Here is a 17,197-nt window from a genome sequence, read left to right on the forward strand (position 1 = left end):
CTAAAATTTCCCCGACATTCAAACACTAACCACTCTATTTAGTATACTTACAACAAAATTTATATTTAAACATAAATAATTATACCTTCTATTTCCTCTCTATATAAGGAAATAAGACTGTCACAGTTGTTCCTTTTTTTAATTCACTAATTATTTGCACTTCCCCATGGTGTGCATCAACTAACGCCTTTACAATGGAAAGCCCAATCCCAATCCCACCTGTTTGTCTATCTCGAGACTTGTCTCCTCTAAAAAATCTCTCATAAAGATATGGGAGGTCTTCATCGCCAATCCCAACTCCTTCATCCTTCACAACAAAACCAACGAACTGATTTTGCTTGACGATTGAAATACTAACACTTTTCCCAGATGATGTATATTGAAAAGCATTGTTGATGATGTTCGTTAATATTTGTATGATTCGATCTTTATCCCCAAAAATCCAGTGTTCGTCTAAGGGTTCTATGACCTTAAGATTAACAGCTTTTTCATAGAATAAAGGATCAAACTGATTTTTTATATGAGTAAGAATTTTCCAAAGTTCTATATCCGTTTTTTGAAGCTTAATTTGTGGATTTTCAGCTGCAAGGAGATTCTCCATTTCATTAACTAGACGTACTAAGCGCATTAATTCATTATGACTTTGTTGCAATCTATTAGGTGTAGGCTCCCAGATTCCATCCTGATACGCTTCAATTTGACTTCTTAAAGTGGCAAGTGGTGTTCGAAGTTCATGTGCGAGATCAGCCGTGAAACGTTTCCTAAGTATCTCTTCTTTAGAAAGAGATTCGGCAAGATCATTAAAAGACTCGGCTAGGGGTACCATTTCCTCGGTTAAAATCTCTATAGGCATACGAATGTCCCTTTTATGATTTTGTAATTCACGAACCACTCTGGTTAATTGGGTAAAGCCGTCTGTTAATCGTTTTGAAAATAGCATACTAAATAGACTTGAAAGAATGAGTATAATCATAGCCGCTCCAAAGATATACTGCTTGATTGTATTAAAAAAGGTGGATTCTGCTCCATAGAGCCCTTTAGGATAATAAACTTTTGTTGTACCAATATTACGGTTATCTAGCTTGATATCATACGTGCCAGTTTGATACTCACTTGCTAGCCCCTCCCCAGCTGGTCCCATTCGCTCCATCATTCCAAGCATATTAGTTGTATCTACAAGTAGTTCTCCTTCACCATTGTAAATTTGATAAAATAAACGATTTGTCATAGCTTGCTGATGCAACAAACTTGTTACTTCAATACTTAAATAATTTCCAGTCTCTTTATATTCCTTGATCACTTCTTCATTAATTAATTTTATATCTCCCTCTCTGTCCTCTTGTAAATACTCAGTAAAATGTTCTTCAAATCCCCACAGGATTGAAAAGCTTGTTAGAAATATTGCGCAAAGTGATAAGACTATGAAATAGAATAGAACTTTAGAACGCAGTGTCCGGAGCATCTGCTTTTCCTCCAAACTTATATCCCATACCAAATACAGTCAGAATGTATATAGGATCGCGAGAATTTTCTTCAATTTTCCTACGTAAGTTCTTAATATGTGTATCGATGCTTCGTTCATAACCTTCAAAATAAGCTCCATCTTCCTGACACTTTTCTAATAGATCCGCCCGACTATACACTCTACCCGGATATGCAGCCATTGAAATTAAAATTTTATATTCAATGGGAGTTAATGAGACTACTTGCCCTCTCAATACTACTTCTTTTTTAACAGTGTCAATTATCAACTTTTTGTCATTAAACAACATCTGATTTGCTGACTCTATTTTCTTTGCCCTTCGTAGTAATGCCTGCGCTCGTATAACTACTTCTCTTGGGCTAAATGGCTTTTTAATATAATCGTCAGCTCCCAGCACAATTCCATTAATTAAATCTTCTTCAGATGATTTTGCTGTAAGCATCATAATAGGAACGTCACTTTCCTTCCTAATTAGTCGGCATACTTCTTCTCCAGTTATATCAGGTAACATTAAGTCTAAAATAACGATGCTGGGTTTATGTTCATTTACCTTTTTAAGTGCATCAATACCATTTAAAGAGGTAACGATTTCCCAACCCTCTTTTTTAAAGTAAGCTTCGAGAACCTCTAAAATCATTTTTTCATCATCAACCAGTAGGATTTTCGGCATTTTCCCCCACCCCTTTAGTAGTTATTTTACCATCTAATAATTTCAAAAGAGAAATCTTCACAACTTCCACATAAGTTCTCCATAAGAACTTCATTATTGAAGAATAAGATAAAATCAAGAAAGGAGATGTTCGAATTGAAAAAATTAGTTGTAGGGATTTTAAGTTTAGGTGTTATTTTAGGAGCAGGAACATTTACGTATGCGCAAGGAAATGGAGAGGGCTTATTAAACTTTGGTCAGATGAAGCCGTATATGGAGGAAATGCATCCTGATTTATCAACAAAAGAACTTAAAGAAATGTTTAACTCTTGCCATGGAAGTGGTGGAATGATGGAAAATACTAACGCAGATAGCATGATGAATAATCTATAGGGTTGAGTTTCCAAGATGATGGCTGGATTTGGGTTTGGCACGATGAGTATTGACTGCAAGGTTGGATTCCACCATCTCTCGTATTAATTATGTAATAATACTGGTCTTAACTTCTTTGGAAATTAATAGAGTCCCTACTGCGATATATAGGTAGGGACTCTATTTTTTGTGCTCTATTTATATCAAAGTTTCTCCTTTTATAATACATATAATTTAATCCACCCATTTATACCCTACACCCCATACCGATAGAAGGTGTTCATCGATTGGAAAATCAACTTGCCTTAGTTTATCACGGATATTTCGAATATGAGAGTCAATTGTTCTTCCCTCTGTATTCGTATCAAACCCCCAAATCTTTTCTATTAACTGCTCACGAGAGTACACTCTGTTTCTATTGTTAAGTAATAATCCAATTAATGTGAATTCTTTAGGCGTCAATGAAATCCTACCTTCATTAAAATATACCTCCCTTATGTCCTCATTCCATATTAATTGCTTAAATTCTATGATTGAAGAATGTTTTATTCTTCTGAAAATAGATTCTATACGAGCAATAAGTTCATTTTCATCAAATGGTTTAGTGATATAGTCATCGGCTCCTAGATTTAAGCCCTTTACAACATCACTTTTTTGGTCCCGTGCAGTTAACATGATGATAGGAACACTTGAAAATTCACGGATTTGTTTACACGTTATCCATCCATCCATATCCGGCATCATGACATCTAGCAAAACAAGGTTAACCGTTTCATTTTCTAAGATTTCAATTGCTGCCTTTCCTGAAGATGCTTTTAGACAATGGTACCCTCTTGGTTTTAAATAGAGAGACAGCAAATCAATCATCCTTATTTCGTCATCCACTAACAAAACTTTTTTCATACCTCTTTAACTCCGTTCTAGTTGAATAGTAATCTTCGTTCCTTTCCCAAGTGTACTGCTTGCAGTAACGACTCCCCCATGAGCCTCAACAATTTCTTTTACGATGGCTAATCCTAATCCAGTGCCTCCGCTTTTTCTAGCTCTAGATTTGTCTACACGATAAAGTCGATCAAAAATATAGGGAAGATCTGTATTAGGGATACCTTCACCAAAGTCTATGACCGAAATAAATACATGTTGGTCATTAAGATTCACTTTAATGTCTACAACTTCTTTTGATTTCGAATATTTTAGGGAGTTATCTAGTAGATTTACAAAAACTTGTTCAAACCTGTCAGTGTCAATCAAAACAAAAATCTCTTCTTCATAGTAAAGGTTGAGTTGGATTCCTTTATTTGCGAATGCTGGTTTCATCTTCTTTACTAAATTGTTTAAGAAAATATTTAGGTTCACTTCCTCCAGTTGAATGGTAAAGGAATGTTGGTCAATTTTTGCTAATTCAAACAGATCTTTGACTAATCTCGAAATATGAGTTGCTTCTTCATGAATAATTGTTAAGTATTTATTTCGTTCTTCTTCAGTCACTCCTTCTCTTTCTGCCAAATCCGCATAACCTTTAATATAAGTAAGTGGTGTTCGTAATTCATGAGAAATACTTGCTAAAAATTCATTTCTTTGTTCTTTTATATAGTGAAGGTCTTCTGCTAGCTTGTGAATGCTCCTTGAAAGTTCTCCAAGCTCATCATTACTCCTTATCTCATTTAGAGTCACTGAGAAATCACCTTTACTAAGTGATTTAGTGACCTGCGTCATTTGGATTAATGGGAGCGTAATTACTCTTGTTAAAAAGAAAATGGAAATAATAGTGACCAATATAGCTAAAGTTCCTACTAAAAAAAAATGTTGCTTCAAGCTAGATATCATGTTTTGAATCGAAGTTGTATCCTTAAACATATAGACATATCCTACTGTTTGATAATCAATAATTATAGGGCTAACCGTTGATATATCTAATTCAGTTTTCCATCTGTTTTCAACCACTAATCCTTCATTGGGAATTGAGTCCCTTTCTTGTTGTAATATTTCTTCCATTTGAGGGGTTAGTCTATCTGATTCTGCTTTAATAGTACCATCATGTGTGGTGATGACAACATCTGTATCAGCCTCTGTTTCCATTAAGGCTACATGAAAAATCGTTGGACGATCAAAATGTTTTTGAAGAATATTGCGATGACTATTCCCTCTCGCACGTAGCTCTGTCAACTCATCTTCAATACGGCTATTCACTAATCCTGTATATAAAAAATAAAACAAAATTAATTCAATCATGATTAAAAAAGCAAAAAATAAAAGTCCTAGCTTTAGCGAAAGTTTGTTCATCTTTTGACTCCTATATTCAACATCTATTGAATAGCTCTCCATTTATTGGAGAATTCCCCCACTTTTTTTAGATAAAATAACCTCTACTTTATTATATTAATAAAAAAACTAAGTACAAAAAAAGGATGATTCTTGCTATATAATTCAGCATCCTCCATCCTTTATGAGTCTTTATTTAAGGCTGTTTTCGTATGGATTGTTGCTTTTTAAACGCCAGGCTGAATACACTCCGCGTCCGGCGGGTGACCAGTGAGCCTCCTCGTCGCTAGTGCTCCTGCGGGGTCTCACTTTGGCCACTGATCCCGCTGGAGTCTCCGTGTATTCAGCCTGCTTGTAACTACTATTTCGATAGTATATGTCAAAACAACAAATTTTGAGAAAACAGCCTTATTTAAATAATAAATTAATTACTATCAACTGGTGCTAATTCACTTTCTATAACCCACATATGGTTAGTCACTTCTTCCCCACCATTAGATGGAGTAAAATTAATCATATACACCGTTGTTTTTTCAGCGTAATCAATTGTTGCGGTCGTACCTTCCATGCCTTCCATGTGGGCTGCATCAGTCGTTACTTCTGCTCCAACTTCAAAAGGTTCTTCACCGGCACTAGGGATTTCTTCATGAATGACCCACTTGTGGTTTGTCACTCTTTCTCCTCCAGTTGTTGGATCATATGAAATGGCATACGCAGTTGTATCGTAAGCTCCTACTATCGTAGCCTCTGCACCTTCCATACCCTCCATATGGGCTTCTTTAATAATCGCCTTACTTCCAACTTCATAGGTTGGATTTACTGCTTCTTGTAGACCTTCAGGAATTTCACCTGAACCTGAATGATGCATATCAGCGTGGTCCATTTCTTTGTCTTCATTTTCTGTTGTTTCTTCATTTTGAGTTGTATCTTCATTTGGTGCTGCTTCCTCATTACCGTTTGCACATCCAACTAAAGAAAATGCAATGACCAATGTTGCTATCCCTACCACAAACTTTTTGTACATTTATCTGTTCCTCCTAAAGTATCATATAAGCTTTAATAGGATAACTTAAATTTGTGCAAAAAATATGCAGAATAAAAGGAATAATAACAGGTTACTTAATTTTTTTGTGTTGAGAAGAACCGAACTTTAAAATCAAAATACTAATACTCCTTTACGGATTTAATTCATGTTAACCATCACTAGTGCAAATATTATGACATAAGATAAAAGAATATATGATTATCCTTTTCTAATAGATAATTATATAATAATTAATGGGGTGATAATTATGTGTTTTCCAAGTAATGCAATCGAGCAATTAGCTTTCACAATAAGTAAACAGATTCATCAAAATACAATATACAAAATAGTTAAATTTGAATATTGTGGAGACAAGAGCGTGAAAACAGAAAACCAGATTGAGGATTTGTTAAATCTTAATCGAGACAAGGAGTTGCCTGTAATAACAAAAATCATTCTAGAAGGAGACAACGGGATTCTTTATTCAATTGAACCGAGTGATATTGGTTTAAAATTTGCAACAGGAGAGCTTTCTTACAATGAGTACAAGGCCCTACAAAAGGATGGGAAAAATAAATTGTTTATGTATGGCTCACTTTCAATTATTTCATTTGTTCTTGTTGGTTGGGGAATGCTCTTTTATTTAATCTAATATAACCTAGCTAATTTGGTATGACGAGTGTTCTCAAAAGAAAAAACATCACAAAAGGATTAGTGATGTAAATTTTTATATCAAACCTAATAAAAATATTATTTATCAAACCAACAGATTCTCGATATTCTCTAAGCCATAGCGGTTAATAAACTTCCAAAATGCCTCTCTCTTTTTACCATTTTCTTTATAAATCTCAAGCAACTTTTCTACAGTCACATACAAATCTTCTGAACTCAGACCTTCTCTTAATTTTATGGCTGTTCTCGCATTTTCCCCTGTCGCTTTTCCACCAACATATAAATCATAAAATTCATTCTTCTTAATAACGCCAATATCATTAACAAGTGGTTCTCCACATGCATTTGGGCATCCTGTATAGGCTGGTCGAAGTGGCCATGGTACTTCTCGTCCGGCAATACGTCTATTTAATTCAATTGCTACAGGCATTCCCTCTTCTTCAGCCCCTTTACAGAAACCACAAGTTCGAAGACTTTTCACATATGCACCTACAGGATATATGGAAAGCCCAACTTTTTCAAATTCCTCTTTAGCTACTTCCAAATCACTCTCTTCAACTTCTATATATAGTTGTTGGAACGTAGTAAGTTCTATTTCACTATCATCTTTTATATATTTTGCTAATACCACCAGTTGTCTTGCATTAAGTTTCGAACCAAAACTGATTCCACCGTTAACAGCAAGTTTGGTCGTTTTCCCACTTGTCTCCACCCTGGTTCACTCTCCTATAGCACTTTCCTTGAAGTGTATTTATAAGTATTCACTATAATTGTATTATACCCCCTAGCAGTATGTAAAGGACTTATTTTTACACCTAAATTACTGTAAGTGGACGGAAAAATTATAGGGTACTTAGTGATTTTATGTGAACTAGATATTGTTTATAATCCAGTAAAAAAAATAAAAGGTTGTTTTCGTATTGATTGTTGCTTTTAAGGACGCATGCTGAATACCACTTCAATGTATATCTGAAACAACAAACCTTGAGAAAACAGCCAAATAAAAAAAACTGTAGAATAACTCTACAGTTTTTTTTATAAAATTTATGATTTCAAATCAAATTAAGTATTAATCCACCAAGGTATGTATGGTGGAGACGGTGGGAGTCGAACCCACGTCCAAAAGCATTGCCACTTAAGCGTCTACGAGTATAGTCGACATATTAGCATTTCGCGAACTCCTCGGCCTATCGACAGGCTTTAGAGCAGCTAGTCTGATTACTCTCTTCCTTTGCCCTCAGACGGTGAGCTCCGGCGTAGTCCACTTAGAGTGAGTCCCTTACCCTACCACATGGACGATGGAGGGAGGAACCGCTATAGTCTGTTATTAAGCAGCTAAAGCGAAGTTGTTGTTTTGTTTGCCAGTTATAGGCTTTGACGTTTTAACGAGGCCGATCCCCTCGACTCGCAACCTAAGCTCAAACTACCCCTGTCGAATCCGTAACGTCCCCATATGACAAATGATAAGCGGCGAATCTTTCGCAAGCTTATTCATTTTTAAGTGATAAGCATGAAATCAATCATGATTATCAGGGAGTCGGAGAATAGCTTCTAAGAGCTAAGTTGTTCCTTACAAAACTTATTATAACAATACATGTACAACTTTGCAATTGTAAATATCTGTTAGTGATTGCTATTCCTTCTGACGATCGCGGAATGCACGTTCAATATCACGCTTCGCTTCCTTTTTCTTCAGGTCTTCACGTTTATCAAACTTCTTCTTACCGCGTCCTAAACCTAGTAAAAGTTTCGCATATCCATTTTTTAAATAGATCTTTAATGGTACTAATGCGTATCCTTCTTCTTTTGTTAATCCAATTAACTTATCGATTTCACGCTTATGTAATAACAGTTTTCTGCTTCTTAGTGGATCATGATTATATCGATTACCTTGTTCATATGGACTAATGTGTAGATTATAAAGATACACTTCGCCTTTTTGAACACGAGCGAATGCATCCTTTAAGTTCGCGCGACCATTTCTAAGTGATTTGATCTCAGTCCCTTGAAGCACCATTCCAGTTTCATATGTTTCTTCAATAAAGTAGTCATGATTTGCTTTCTTATTTTGTGCGATAACCTTACCTGCACCTCTTGGCATTGGACTTCCCCCTTACAACGGTACAGTATATTATAACAAATGAAAGCTTAACACTCAACTTTCAGTCAGGACTAGCTTACTATGACCATTTATTAATTAACTTCATCTCTTGTTTTTCCATTTTTGCTAAAAGAGAGCTTGGTACGTCGTCTGTTATTAGACTGTCTAAATATTCCCTTTTAAGAAACCCTTCTTGGATTGAATGTTCTAGGAATGTTAGCAAGCTGTCATAATATCCATTTACATTATAAATGCCTATTGGCTTTGCATGATAACCAATTTGATACCATGTCATGACCTCTGCTAACTCTTCAAGAGTACCAATTCCACCTGGTAAGGCAATAAAGCCATCTGCTAAGTCATACATTTTCGCCTTACGTTCATGCATGTTATTCACGACGATTAACTCAGTTAACTCAACATGGTCGACCTTCTCATAAATAACTTGTGGAATTACCCCGGTTACTCTGCCCCCATTTTCTAAAACTGCTCTCGATAACTCACCCATAATTCCCACATTTCCGCCACCATAGATCAATTCGATTCCTTTGTAAGCTAATAGTGTCCCTAACTGAATTGCTTTTTCCTTATATTCTCCAGAAGTGCCCAAGCTTGAACCGCAAAACACACACAGTTTTTTAAGTTCCCCCACTAAAATCCCCTCCTTTACGTTTAAATTATACTATGCTTGTTCAAACCATCAAATGCTTTGCATAGAAAAAGTGTGTACCATAATTGATACACACCCTTTGTTATTTATCTTTATTTACCACGCTTTTTCTTTTTCTTTTGCTTCGGAACATTTTCATAATGCTTCTTCTTTTTCTTTACAGTTCCAGAACCAGGCTTCTTGGTAGACCATTCATCGTCTTTTGAAGCTGAAGCTCCTCCAGAATCCTTACGTCTTGATTTCCCTTTATCAGCTTTAATCACTTTCGGTTCATCTTTCGAAAGCTTTCTGCGTGTTCCTTTCATCCCAACCACTTCAAAGTCTACCGAGCGTTCGTCCTTATTCACATTCACAACTCGTACCGTGATTTCATCGCCTATACGATACACGTTTCCAGTTCGTTCACCAATCATCGCGTATTGACGTTCATCAAAACGGTAATAGTCATCTGTTAGGTAGCTTACATGAACAAGTCCTTCGATGGTATTAGGTAGCTCGACAAACATTCCAAAATTCGTGACCGAGCTAATGATTCCATCATACTCTTCGCCTACTTTGTCTTCCATATACTCTGCTTTTTTCATGCTATCTGTTTCACGTTCAGCTTCAACTGCACGTCGTTCCATATTAGAAGAATGATCCGCAATTTCACCAAGCTTTTCTTTCCACTTTTTCTGAACGTCGTTTCCTAGCTGTCCATCAATTAAATAAGTACGAATCAATCGATGGACGATTAAATCAGGATAACGGCGAATTGGTGAAGTAAAGTGTGTATAGAAATCTGTTGATAAACCAAAATGGCCAATACTTTCAGGGTCATACTTTGCTTGTTTCATTGATCGTAGCATGACAGTTGAAACAACCATTTCCTCTGGCTTACCTTGTACAGCTTCAATAATCTCTTGAAGTGCACGCGGATGAATTGAATTGCCACTCCCTTTTACTACATATCCAAAATTCGTAATGAACTCTAGGAAGCGTCGAAGCTTCTCTTCATTTGGATCCTCATGAATACGGTAGATAAACGGTACGTTCATCCAATGGAAGTGCTCTGCTACTGTTTCATTAGCAAGTAACATGAACTCTTCAATCAACTTCTCAGCAACAGATCGCTCACGAAGAACAACTTCCTTTGGTTTGCCATCCTCGTCAACAAGCACCTTTGCTTCTTTAAAATCAAAATCAATGGCTCCACGCTTCATTCTCTTTTCTCGAAGAATCTGAGCAAGGTTCTCCATGTCTTTAAACATTGGTACAAGCGGTTCATAACGCTTCGTGATTTCTTCATCTTGATCAACAAGAATACTGTTAACGTCCGAATAGGTCATTCTCTCTGTTGTTTTGATCACACTTTGAAAGATCTCATGTTTGACTACAACACCTTCAGAGTCTATCTCCATATCACATGAAAGTGTTAGACGATCAACCTTTGGATTTAATGAGCAAATCCCGTTTGATAATCGGTGTGGAATCATTGGTATTACACGGTCCACTAAATAAATGCTTGTTGCACGGTCTGCTGCTTCTTTATCGATTGGTGAGCCCTCTGTTACATAGTTTGTTACATCCGCAATATGTACACCAAGCTTATAGTGGCCGTTATCAAGCTTAGTGACTGTAACAGCATCATCTAAGTCTTTTGCATCAGCACCATCAATCGTGACGATTACTTGATCACGAAGATCTCTTCGATTTTTAATTTCGTCTTCTGAAATTGAATCTGGTACTTTATTTGCTTGATCTAGTGCCTCTTTCGGGAATTCTTGAGGTAATCCATGCTTGTGAATGACTGAAAGAATATCAACACCAGGGTCATTTTTATGACCTAGTATTTGTATAACTTCTCCCTCTGCACTCATTCTCCCTTCAGGATAGGTCACTAATTTAACAACGACCTTGTGTCCTTCTACAGCTCCGTTTGAAGCATTCTTCGGGATAAAAATATCATTGGCAATTTTTTTATCGTCTGGTATAACAAAACCGAAACTTTTACTTTCAGTGTATGTACCCACAATTTCTGTCACACCACGCTCTACAATTCGGACAATTGTTCCTTCTTTTCGTTGTCCCCCTGTTTCAGAGCTTAAACGTACGAGCACTGTATCTCCATGCATCGCATTTTTCATTTCATTTGGTGGAATAAAAACATCATCTAACCCTTTTTCTTCAGGTATAACAAAAGCAAATCCTTTTGAATGCCCTGTTAGCTTACCACGAACCAAATTCATTTTTTCAGGTAATCCATAACGATTACTTCTCGTTCTAACCACAAATCCCTTGTCTTCCATCACAACAAGTGCTTTAACAAATTCCTTGAATGTCTCAGAGTCTTGTATTCCAAATGCCTCTTCTAGTTCTTGAACGGTTAAGGGTTTATAAGCTTCTTCCTTCATAAAGGATAAAAGTTTATCGATATGTTGTTGAATTTCCTCTTCCATGCTAGAAACCTCCTTTAGTTCTTTTACCAATCTAATTTTTCTAAAAATGCAAAAACATCTTCATGTAACTGGTCACGTTCTTTATCCAGCGTAATTACATGCCCTGATTCTTCATACCATTTGATTTCCTTTAAATCTGCTTCTACCTCGTTATAGATAATGTTTGCACTATCCGTATTAATCATATGATCATGTCGGGCTTGAACAACAAAGGTTGGTGAATAAATCATGTCGACATTATTTCTCACATCAGCAATCAAATTCTGTAATGCTTTTAGTGTATTCATCGGTGTTTTTTCGAATTCAATCATTTCGCGCTCTATTTGATCGGATGATTTACCCTCATATTTCTTATATTCCCGCGCATACTCTAGAATGCCTTTATACATGACTTCTTCACTTTTTATATACATAGGAGCACACATAGGTACAATTCCCTTTATAGGTACAGTGTAACCCAATTTTAATGAAAATACCCCGCCAAGTGATAATCCAACTGCAGCAATATTCTCATGTCCACGATTTTTAAGAAAATTATACCCCTCCATCACATCTTCCCACCAATCATCAGGTCCTGTGTGAACCAACTCCTCTGGTGGTACTCCATGTCCTTTATATTGTGGTGCATGACATGTATAACCTTTTTTCTCTAAAAAACGCGCAAGCATTCGATTATCAGCTGAATTACCTGTAAATCCATGTAATAATAGAACCGCACGTTCTCCAGCTTCAAATGTAAAAGGCTTTGGTACTAATTTCTTCATTACGTTGTCTCCCTACTTTCAAGTTTCATATAAATAGTCTGCTCTACCTCTTATGTATAAATTTAAACAAACGTTTGTTTAATTGCAAAGATTGTTGCTTAATAAAGCTTAAAGCAAAAATCAAAAAAGGGGTTAGACAGCAAATGTTGTCTAACCCCTTTCATTTTATGGATTATATTCCAGTATAAGCAATCGCGATCGTTAAGACAAAGAATAAGACTGCCAATACGATTGTAGCTTTTTGTAATACTGCATCCAAACCACGTGCTTTTTGCTTTCCAAACAATGTTTCTGCTCCACCAGAAATGGCACCAGAAAGACCGGCACTCTTTCCTGATTGTAAAAGAACAACCACAATTAAACCGATACAAACGATAACTAATAAAGTAATAAGTAGTGCATGCATGTAAAACACCTCCTGATAAAAACGCAAATTACGTTATCTTAAATGTACCATAAAAGGGATGCTTGGACAATAGGAGAAAGCGTTTTTAAGTGGATGTGATGTTATTCTTTTCCATCGTATTGGGTACCTTCTAAGAACATACTAACAAGGAGAAAATAAAAAGGAGCATTTAAAATGATTAATGAAAATTATGATGCATTATTAAGAGCCTCAAAGGATCATGAAACAACCTATTTAGGTGATCATACATCAAAAAATCAGACTAAATTGGGGAAACAGAATGAAAAAGGAAAGAAACAGAAATAAATGGTCAAGAAGTGTGCCTAGATGGTACACTTTTTTGTATTTCCAACAAGAAGTACATAGATGGATGGAGTTTCAAGCTAGCACTATCTATAATTCAAAAGTTTATCCGCTACTTTTTGTCGAATATCCGTCACTTTCCTAATTTTATCTGCCACATTGGCACTTTTATCCGCTACTTTGAGCCATTTATCGATTTTTCGACAAAACCACCAAATCAAAAAAAAAACAGCAGGACCAAGTCCTGCTGTTTTTCCAATTAAGGTATTAACCTCTTAAGTTATAAAATGCTTTCGCACCAGCGTATTGAGCCATATCAACTAATTGATCTTCGATACGAAGTAATTGGTTGTATTTAGCTACACGGTCTGTACGTGAAGGAGCACCTGTTTTGATTTGTCCAGCGTTTGTTGCAACAGCGATGTCAGCAATTGTGCTGTCTTCTGTTTCACCAGAACGGTGAGAGATAACTGCTGTGTAACCAGCGCGCTTAGCCATTTCGATTGCATCAAAAGTTTCAGTAAGTGTTCCGATTTGGTTAACTTTGATAAGGATTGAGTTAGCAATTCCTCTTTCAATACCTTCAGAAAGCTTCTTCGTGTTAGTAACAAATAAATCATCACCAACAAGTTGCACTTTCTTACCAAGACGCTCAGTAAGAAGTTTGTGACCTTCCCAGTCGTTTTCGTCTAAACCATCTTCAATTGAGATGATTGGGTATTTTGAAACAAGATCTTCATAGTAAGAAACCATTTCTTCAGAAGTGAATACTTTTCCTTCACCTTTTAAGTGGTATTTACCATCTTCTTTGTTGAATAACTCAGAAGAAGCAACATCCATTGCAAGCTGTACTTGCTCACCTGGCTTGTAACCAGCTTTCTCGATAGCTTCGATAATTGTTTGAAGAGCTTCTTCGTTTGATCCAAGGTTTGGAGCAAATCCACCTTCATCACCAACAGCAGTGTTTAAGCCTTTACCTTGTAATACTGAACGTAGGCTATGGAAAATTTCAGCACCCATACGTAGTGCTTCTTTGAAGTTTTCTGCTCCTACAGGCATTACCATGAATTCTTGGATATCAACGTTATTATCAGCATGCTCTCCACCGTTGATGATGTTCATCATTGGAGTTGGAAGAGTTTTTGCGTTGAATCCACCAAGGTATTGGTATAAAGGAAGCTCTAAGAAATCGGCTGCTGCACGAGCTGCTGCCATAGAAACACCAAGAATAGCGTTAGCTCCTAATTTACCTTTGTTTTCAGTTCCATCAAGCTCGATTAATGCTTGGTCAATTGCAACTTGGTCAGTTACGTCAAAACCAATGATTTCTGGAGCAATAAGCTCATTTACGTTGTTTACAGCGTTTAATACACCTTTACCTAAGTAACGGCTCTTGTCACCATCACGTAATTCAACTGCTTCGTATTCACCAGTAGACGCACCACTTGGAACTAATGCACGGCCAAATGCACCTGACTCCGTATAAACTTCTACCTCAACTGTTGGATTTCCACGAGAATCTAATACTTCACGAGCATAAACATCAACAATAATTGACATTATAAATCTCTCCTTTTTTTACCTATATGGTCATATTTTTGAAATTCTTAAGTACTCATCAATTATCAACTAAGATCATTAATGAATCAATCAAATTATTACTTGTTTACATTTCTTTAATAATAACAGTTTCTAATTCTTAAGTAATGTTGCACCTGTCATTTCGACTGGCAATTTTACATTTAATAAATCTAATACAGTTGGTGCTAAATCACCTAAGATTCCATCTTGACGAAGGGTAACATCTTCCTTCGTAACGATAACTGGAACTGGGTTTGTTGTATGTGCTGTCATTGGGGTACCTTCCAATGTAACAACCTCATCAGCATTCCCATGGTCAGCAGTTATGATCGCTGTTCCACCTTTAGCATTAATTGCATCAACAATTTTCCCTAAACATTCATCAACTGTTTCAATCGCTTTAATGGTTGGTTCAAGCATTCCGGAATGTCCAACCATATCTGGATTTGCAAAGTTTAGGATGATTGCATCGTGCTTATCTGCTTCGATTTCTTTCAGTAATGCTTCAGTTACTTCGTATGCACTCATTTCTGGCTGTAAGTCATATGTAGCTACTTTTGGAGAATCAATTAAAATTCGTTCTTCACCAGGAAATGGTGCTTCTCGTCCACCACTCATAAAGAATGTTACATGAGGATATTTCTCAGTTTCTGCAATTCTTAATTGAGTAAGACCATTTTGCGAAAGTACTTCACCAAGTGTATTATCAAGGTTTGTTGGTTTGAACGCAACATAGCCTTTAACTGTTTCACTAAAGTGAGTTAAACATACGAAAAGTAAATTCGTTGGATGCTTTTCTCCGCGTTCAAATGAACGGAAATCTTCATTTGTAAAAACATTTGAGATTTGGATTGCACGGTCTGGACGGAAGTTATAGAAAATAACAGCATCATCACTGCTAATTGTAGCAACCGGTGAACCATCTTCCTTTGTGATCACAGATGGAAGGACGAATTCATCATGAATTCCATTAGAATAAGAGTCTTCGACAGTTTCTAAAGCACTCTTATAAGTAGGGCCTTCACCATAAACCATAGCGCGGTATGCCTTTTCGACACGATCCCAGCGCTTGTCGCGGTCCATGGAGTAATAGCGTCCGGAAATTGTAGCAATTTCTCCAACACCATACTCATCTAGTTTTGCATTAAGTTCTGAAATATATTCTTTGGCAGTTTGTGGACCAACATCTCTTCCATCAAGGAATCCGTGAATATATATTTTTTTCAAGCCTTCAGCAGCTGCTAATTTCACCAATGCATACAAATGTTGGATGTGACTATGTACACCACCATCTGAAAGTAAACCGAAAAGGTGTAATGCCGTGCCTTTATCTTTTGCATGGTTAATTGCTTGCATAAATGTTTCATTTCGCTCAAACTCACCATCACGAATTGCAACGTTCACACGAGTTAAACTTTGATAAACAATACGACCTGCACCAATATTTAAGTGACCTACCTCTGAATTGCCCATTTGTCCATCTGGTAAGCCGACTGCTTCTCCACTTGCTGTAAGAGTTGCATGCGGATATTGGTTCCAGTAACGATCAAAGTTAGGTTTTTTCGCATGAACAACTGCATTTCCTTTTGTTTCATCGCGTAAGGCAAACCCATCTAAAATAATTAATGTTACTGGCTTTTTACTCATTAGAACCTGCCTCCAAAAGTTTTAAGAAAGAGTCAACTTCTAAGCTAGCTCCACCAACTAAAGCTCCATCAATATCAGGCTGTGCCATGTACTCAGCAATATTTGCTGGTTTTACACTTCCACCGTATTGGATACGAACAGCTTCAGCCACGTCTGGCGAGAATTGCTCAGCAACCACTTTACGGATATAAGCACAAACTTCATTTGCATCACTAGCTGATGAAGATTTGCCTGTACCAATTGCCCAAATTGGTTCATAAGCAATGACAGTAGTTTTTACTTGCTCTTCAGTTAAGCCAGCTAATGCCTTTTGAACTTGACCAGCAACTAATTCATTTGTTTGACCAGCTTCACGCTGCTCATCTGTTTCACCACAACAAACAATTGGAGTTAATCCATGCTTGAATGCAGCAAGAGTTTTTTGGTTTACAGTTTCGTCAGTTTCAGCGAACATTTCACGGCGTTCTGAGTGACCAAGAATCACATAATTTACGCCTAAGTCAGCAAGTGCCACTGGACTTACTTCACCTGTAAAAGCACCACTTTCCTCAAAATGCATGTTTTGAGCACCGACTTTAAGGTCAGTACCTTTTACACTAGATACAATGCGTTCTAGAAATAGTGCTGGTGCACATACAACAGAGTCTATCTTATCAGAACCTGGAACAAGACCCTTTACTTCATCAACAAAGCTTGTTGCTTCTGAAAGTACTTTGTGCATTTTCCAGTTTCCTGCAATAATAGGTTTTCTCATCTTTACACCGTCCCAATAGAATTTATTCAAACACATAAGGAGGGTGGTAAAAGCAATTTGCTAGTATTCTA

The 17,197-nt window shown here is 36.7% G+C and carries 17 protein-coding genes and 1 other RNA gene; 3 read left to right on the forward strand and 15 right to left on the reverse strand.

All coding sequences use genetic code 11. The features are described from left to right. Window positions 1-88 precede the first annotated feature (88 nt). Together BLQ56_RS16990 and BLQ56_RS16995 are read right to left on the reverse strand one after the other, a co-directional pair. Complete coding sequence (locus BLQ56_RS16990) at window positions 89-1,462, reverse strand: sensor histidine kinase (protein ID WP_090857068.1); 1,374 nt, start codon at window positions 1,460-1,462, stop codon at window positions 89-91. Further along, window positions 1,440-2,153 carry a response regulator transcription factor gene (locus BLQ56_RS16995; RefSeq protein ID WP_090857071.1) on the reverse strand — a complete coding sequence of 238 codons (714 nt, stop codon included), beginning with the start codon at window positions 2,151-2,153 and terminating at the stop codon, window positions 1,440-1,442. The genes BLQ56_RS16990 and BLQ56_RS16995 overlap by 23 nt, the downstream gene beginning before the upstream one ends. Before the next feature lie 126 nt (window positions 2,154-2,279). Here BLQ56_RS16995 and BLQ56_RS17000 point away from each other — a divergent pair, with 126 nt between their 5' ends. Then, window positions 2,280-2,525, forward strand: coding sequence for a PLC family EF-hand domain-containing protein (locus BLQ56_RS17000; RefSeq protein ID WP_386756476.1), 246 nt, complete (start codon window positions 2,280-2,282; stop codon window positions 2,523-2,525). Between the two features lie 213 nt (window positions 2,526-2,738). Here the strand turns inward: BLQ56_RS17000 and BLQ56_RS17005 are convergent, their stop codons facing one another. The 3 genes from BLQ56_RS17005 to BLQ56_RS17015 form a co-directional block, all read right to left on the reverse strand. Beyond that, window positions 2,739-3,407 (reverse strand): response regulator transcription factor, encoded by a 669-nt coding sequence (locus BLQ56_RS17005; protein ID WP_090857077.1) that lies wholly within the window; start codon window positions 3,405-3,407, stop codon window positions 2,739-2,741. A gap of 6 nt (window positions 3,408-3,413) precedes the next feature. Further along, window positions 3,414-4,787, reverse strand: coding sequence for a sensor histidine kinase (locus BLQ56_RS17010; RefSeq protein ID WP_090857080.1), 1,374 nt, complete (start codon window positions 4,785-4,787; stop codon window positions 3,414-3,416). Between the two features lie 403 nt (window positions 4,788-5,190). Then, on the reverse strand, window positions 5,191-5,790 hold the full coding sequence (locus BLQ56_RS17015) for a YdhK family protein (protein ID WP_090857082.1): 600 nt from the start codon (window positions 5,788-5,790) through the stop codon (window positions 5,191-5,193). Window positions 5,791-6,058: 268 nt separating this feature from the next. Here BLQ56_RS17015 and BLQ56_RS17020 point away from each other — a divergent pair, with 268 nt between their 5' ends. Beyond that, window positions 6,059-6,442 carry a hypothetical protein gene (locus BLQ56_RS17020; protein ID WP_090857085.1) on the forward strand — a complete coding sequence of 128 codons (384 nt, stop codon included), beginning with the start codon at window positions 6,059-6,061 and terminating at the stop codon, window positions 6,440-6,442. Window positions 6,443-6,547: 105 nt separating this feature from the next. Here BLQ56_RS17020 and BLQ56_RS17025 read toward each other — a convergent pair whose 3' ends face one another. The 7 genes from BLQ56_RS17025 to secG all read right to left on the reverse strand — a co-directional run bounded on the left by BLQ56_RS17025 (window position 6,548) and on the right by secG (window position 12,841). Next, the gene (locus BLQ56_RS17025) at window positions 6,548-7,174 is read right to left on the reverse strand and encodes an NAD(P)/FAD-dependent oxidoreductase (protein ID WP_090857088.1); all 627 of its coding nucleotides are present in this window, start codon (window positions 7,172-7,174) and stop codon (window positions 6,548-6,550) included. Between the two features lie 377 nt (window positions 7,175-7,551). Next, window positions 7,552-7,913: a transfer-messenger RNA gene (ssrA, locus tag BLQ56_RS17030) on the reverse strand. A 182-nt stretch (window positions 7,914-8,095) separates the two neighbouring features. Next, window positions 8,096-8,563 (reverse strand): SsrA-binding protein SmpB, encoded by a 468-nt coding sequence (gene smpB / locus BLQ56_RS17035; RefSeq protein ID WP_090857091.1) that lies wholly within the window; start codon window positions 8,561-8,563, stop codon window positions 8,096-8,098. Window positions 8,564-8,642: 79 nt separating this feature from the next. After that, the gene (locus BLQ56_RS17040) at window positions 8,643-9,215 is read right to left on the reverse strand and encodes an LOG family protein (protein ID WP_090857094.1); all 573 of its coding nucleotides are present in this window, start codon (window positions 9,213-9,215) and stop codon (window positions 8,643-8,645) included. 110 nt (window positions 9,216-9,325) lie between these two features. Continuing rightward, on the reverse strand, window positions 9,326-11,671 hold the full coding sequence (gene rnr, locus BLQ56_RS17045) for a ribonuclease R (RefSeq protein ID WP_090857097.1): 2,346 nt from the start codon (window positions 11,669-11,671) through the stop codon (window positions 9,326-9,328). A gap of 23 nt (window positions 11,672-11,694) precedes the next feature. After that, a complete protein-coding gene (locus BLQ56_RS17050) occupies window positions 11,695-12,435 on the reverse strand; it encodes an alpha/beta hydrolase (protein WP_090857100.1) in 741 nt (246 codons plus the stop codon). Window positions 12,436-12,607: 172 nt separating this feature from the next. After that, entirely contained in the window at window positions 12,608-12,841 is a 234-nt protein-coding gene (gene secG / locus BLQ56_RS17055) for a preprotein translocase subunit SecG (RefSeq protein ID WP_090857103.1), read from the reverse strand. A gap of 174 nt (window positions 12,842-13,015) precedes the next feature. Here secG and BLQ56_RS24135 point away from each other — a divergent pair, with 174 nt between their 5' ends. Continuing rightward, window positions 13,016-13,147, forward strand: coding sequence for a hypothetical protein (locus BLQ56_RS24135; RefSeq protein WP_274380247.1), 132 nt, complete (start codon window positions 13,016-13,018; stop codon window positions 13,145-13,147). Between the two features lie 264 nt (window positions 13,148-13,411). Here the strand turns inward: BLQ56_RS24135 and eno are convergent, their stop codons facing one another. The 3 genes from eno to tpiA all read right to left on the reverse strand — a co-directional run bounded on the left by eno (window position 13,412) and on the right by tpiA (window position 17,126). Continuing rightward, window positions 13,412-14,704, reverse strand: coding sequence for a phosphopyruvate hydratase (gene eno / locus BLQ56_RS17060; RefSeq protein WP_090857106.1), 1,293 nt, complete (start codon window positions 14,702-14,704; stop codon window positions 13,412-13,414). Window positions 14,705-14,836: 132 nt separating this feature from the next. After that, entirely contained in the window at window positions 14,837-16,372 is a 1,536-nt protein-coding gene (gene gpmI, locus BLQ56_RS17065; protein WP_090857109.1) for a 2,3-bisphosphoglycerate-independent phosphoglycerate mutase, read from the reverse strand. Next, window positions 16,365-17,126, reverse strand: a complete 762-nt coding sequence (gene tpiA, locus BLQ56_RS17070) for a triose-phosphate isomerase (protein WP_090857112.1) — start codon at window positions 17,124-17,126, stop codon at window positions 16,365-16,367. The genes gpmI and tpiA overlap by 8 nt, the downstream gene beginning before the upstream one ends. Window positions 17,127-17,197: the final 71 nt, after the last annotated feature.

This window comes from Litchfieldia salsa, from assembly GCF_900104555.1.
GTDB lineage: Bacteria > Bacillota > Bacilli > Bacillales > Bacillaceae_L > Litchfieldia > Litchfieldia salsa.

Bases quoted from the DNA above. Each gene is read 5' to 3' on its own strand.
- BLQ56_RS17020 (WP_090857085.1), top strand. From the start codon at position 6,059: ATGTGTTTTCCAAGTAATGCAATCGAGCAATTAGCTTTCACAATAAGT.
- BLQ56_RS17050 (WP_090857100.1), bottom strand. From the start codon at position 12,435: ATGAAGAAATTAGTACCAAAGCCTTTTACATTTGAAGCTGGAGAACGT.
- BLQ56_RS17010 (WP_090857080.1), bottom strand. From the start codon at position 4,787: ATGAACAAACTTTCGCTAAAGCTAGGACTTTTATTTTTTGCTTTTTTA.
- secG (WP_090857103.1), bottom strand. From the start codon at position 12,841: ATGCATGCACTACTTATTACTTTATTAGTTATCGTTTGTATCGGTTTA.
- tpiA (WP_090857112.1), bottom strand. From the start codon at position 17,126: ATGAGAAAACCTATTATTGCAGGAAACTGGAAAATGCACAAAGTACTT.
- rnr (WP_090857097.1), bottom strand. From the start codon at position 11,671: ATGGAAGAGGAAATTCAACAACATATCGATAAACTTTTATCCTTTATG.
- BLQ56_RS17015 (WP_090857082.1), bottom strand. From the start codon at position 5,790: ATGTACAAAAAGTTTGTGGTAGGGATAGCAACATTGGTCATTGCATTT.
- BLQ56_RS17005 (WP_090857077.1), bottom strand. From the start codon at position 3,407: ATGAAAAAAGTTTTGTTAGTGGATGACGAAATAAGGATGATTGATTTG.
- smpB (WP_090857091.1), bottom strand. From the start codon at position 8,563: ATGCCAAGAGGTGCAGGTAAGGTTATCGCACAAAATAAGAAAGCAAAT.
- BLQ56_RS17000 (WP_386756476.1), top strand. From the start codon at position 2,280: ATGTTCGAATTGAAAAAATTAGTTGTAGGGATTTTAAGTTTAGGTGTT.
- BLQ56_RS16990 (WP_090857068.1), bottom strand. From the start codon at position 1,462: ATGCTCCGGACACTGCGTTCTAAAGTTCTATTCTATTTCATAGTCTTA.
- eno (WP_090857106.1), bottom strand. From the start codon at position 14,704: ATGTCAATTATTGTTGATGTTTATGCTCGTGAAGTATTAGATTCTCGT.
- BLQ56_RS24135 (WP_274380247.1), top strand. From the start codon at position 13,016: ATGATTAATGAAAATTATGATGCATTATTAAGAGCCTCAAAGGATCAT.
- gpmI (WP_090857109.1), bottom strand. From the start codon at position 16,372: ATGAGTAAAAAGCCAGTAACATTAATTATTTTAGATGGGTTTGCCTTA.
- BLQ56_RS16995 (WP_090857071.1), bottom strand. From the start codon at position 2,153: ATGCCGAAAATCCTACTGGTTGATGATGAAAAAATGATTTTAGAGGTT.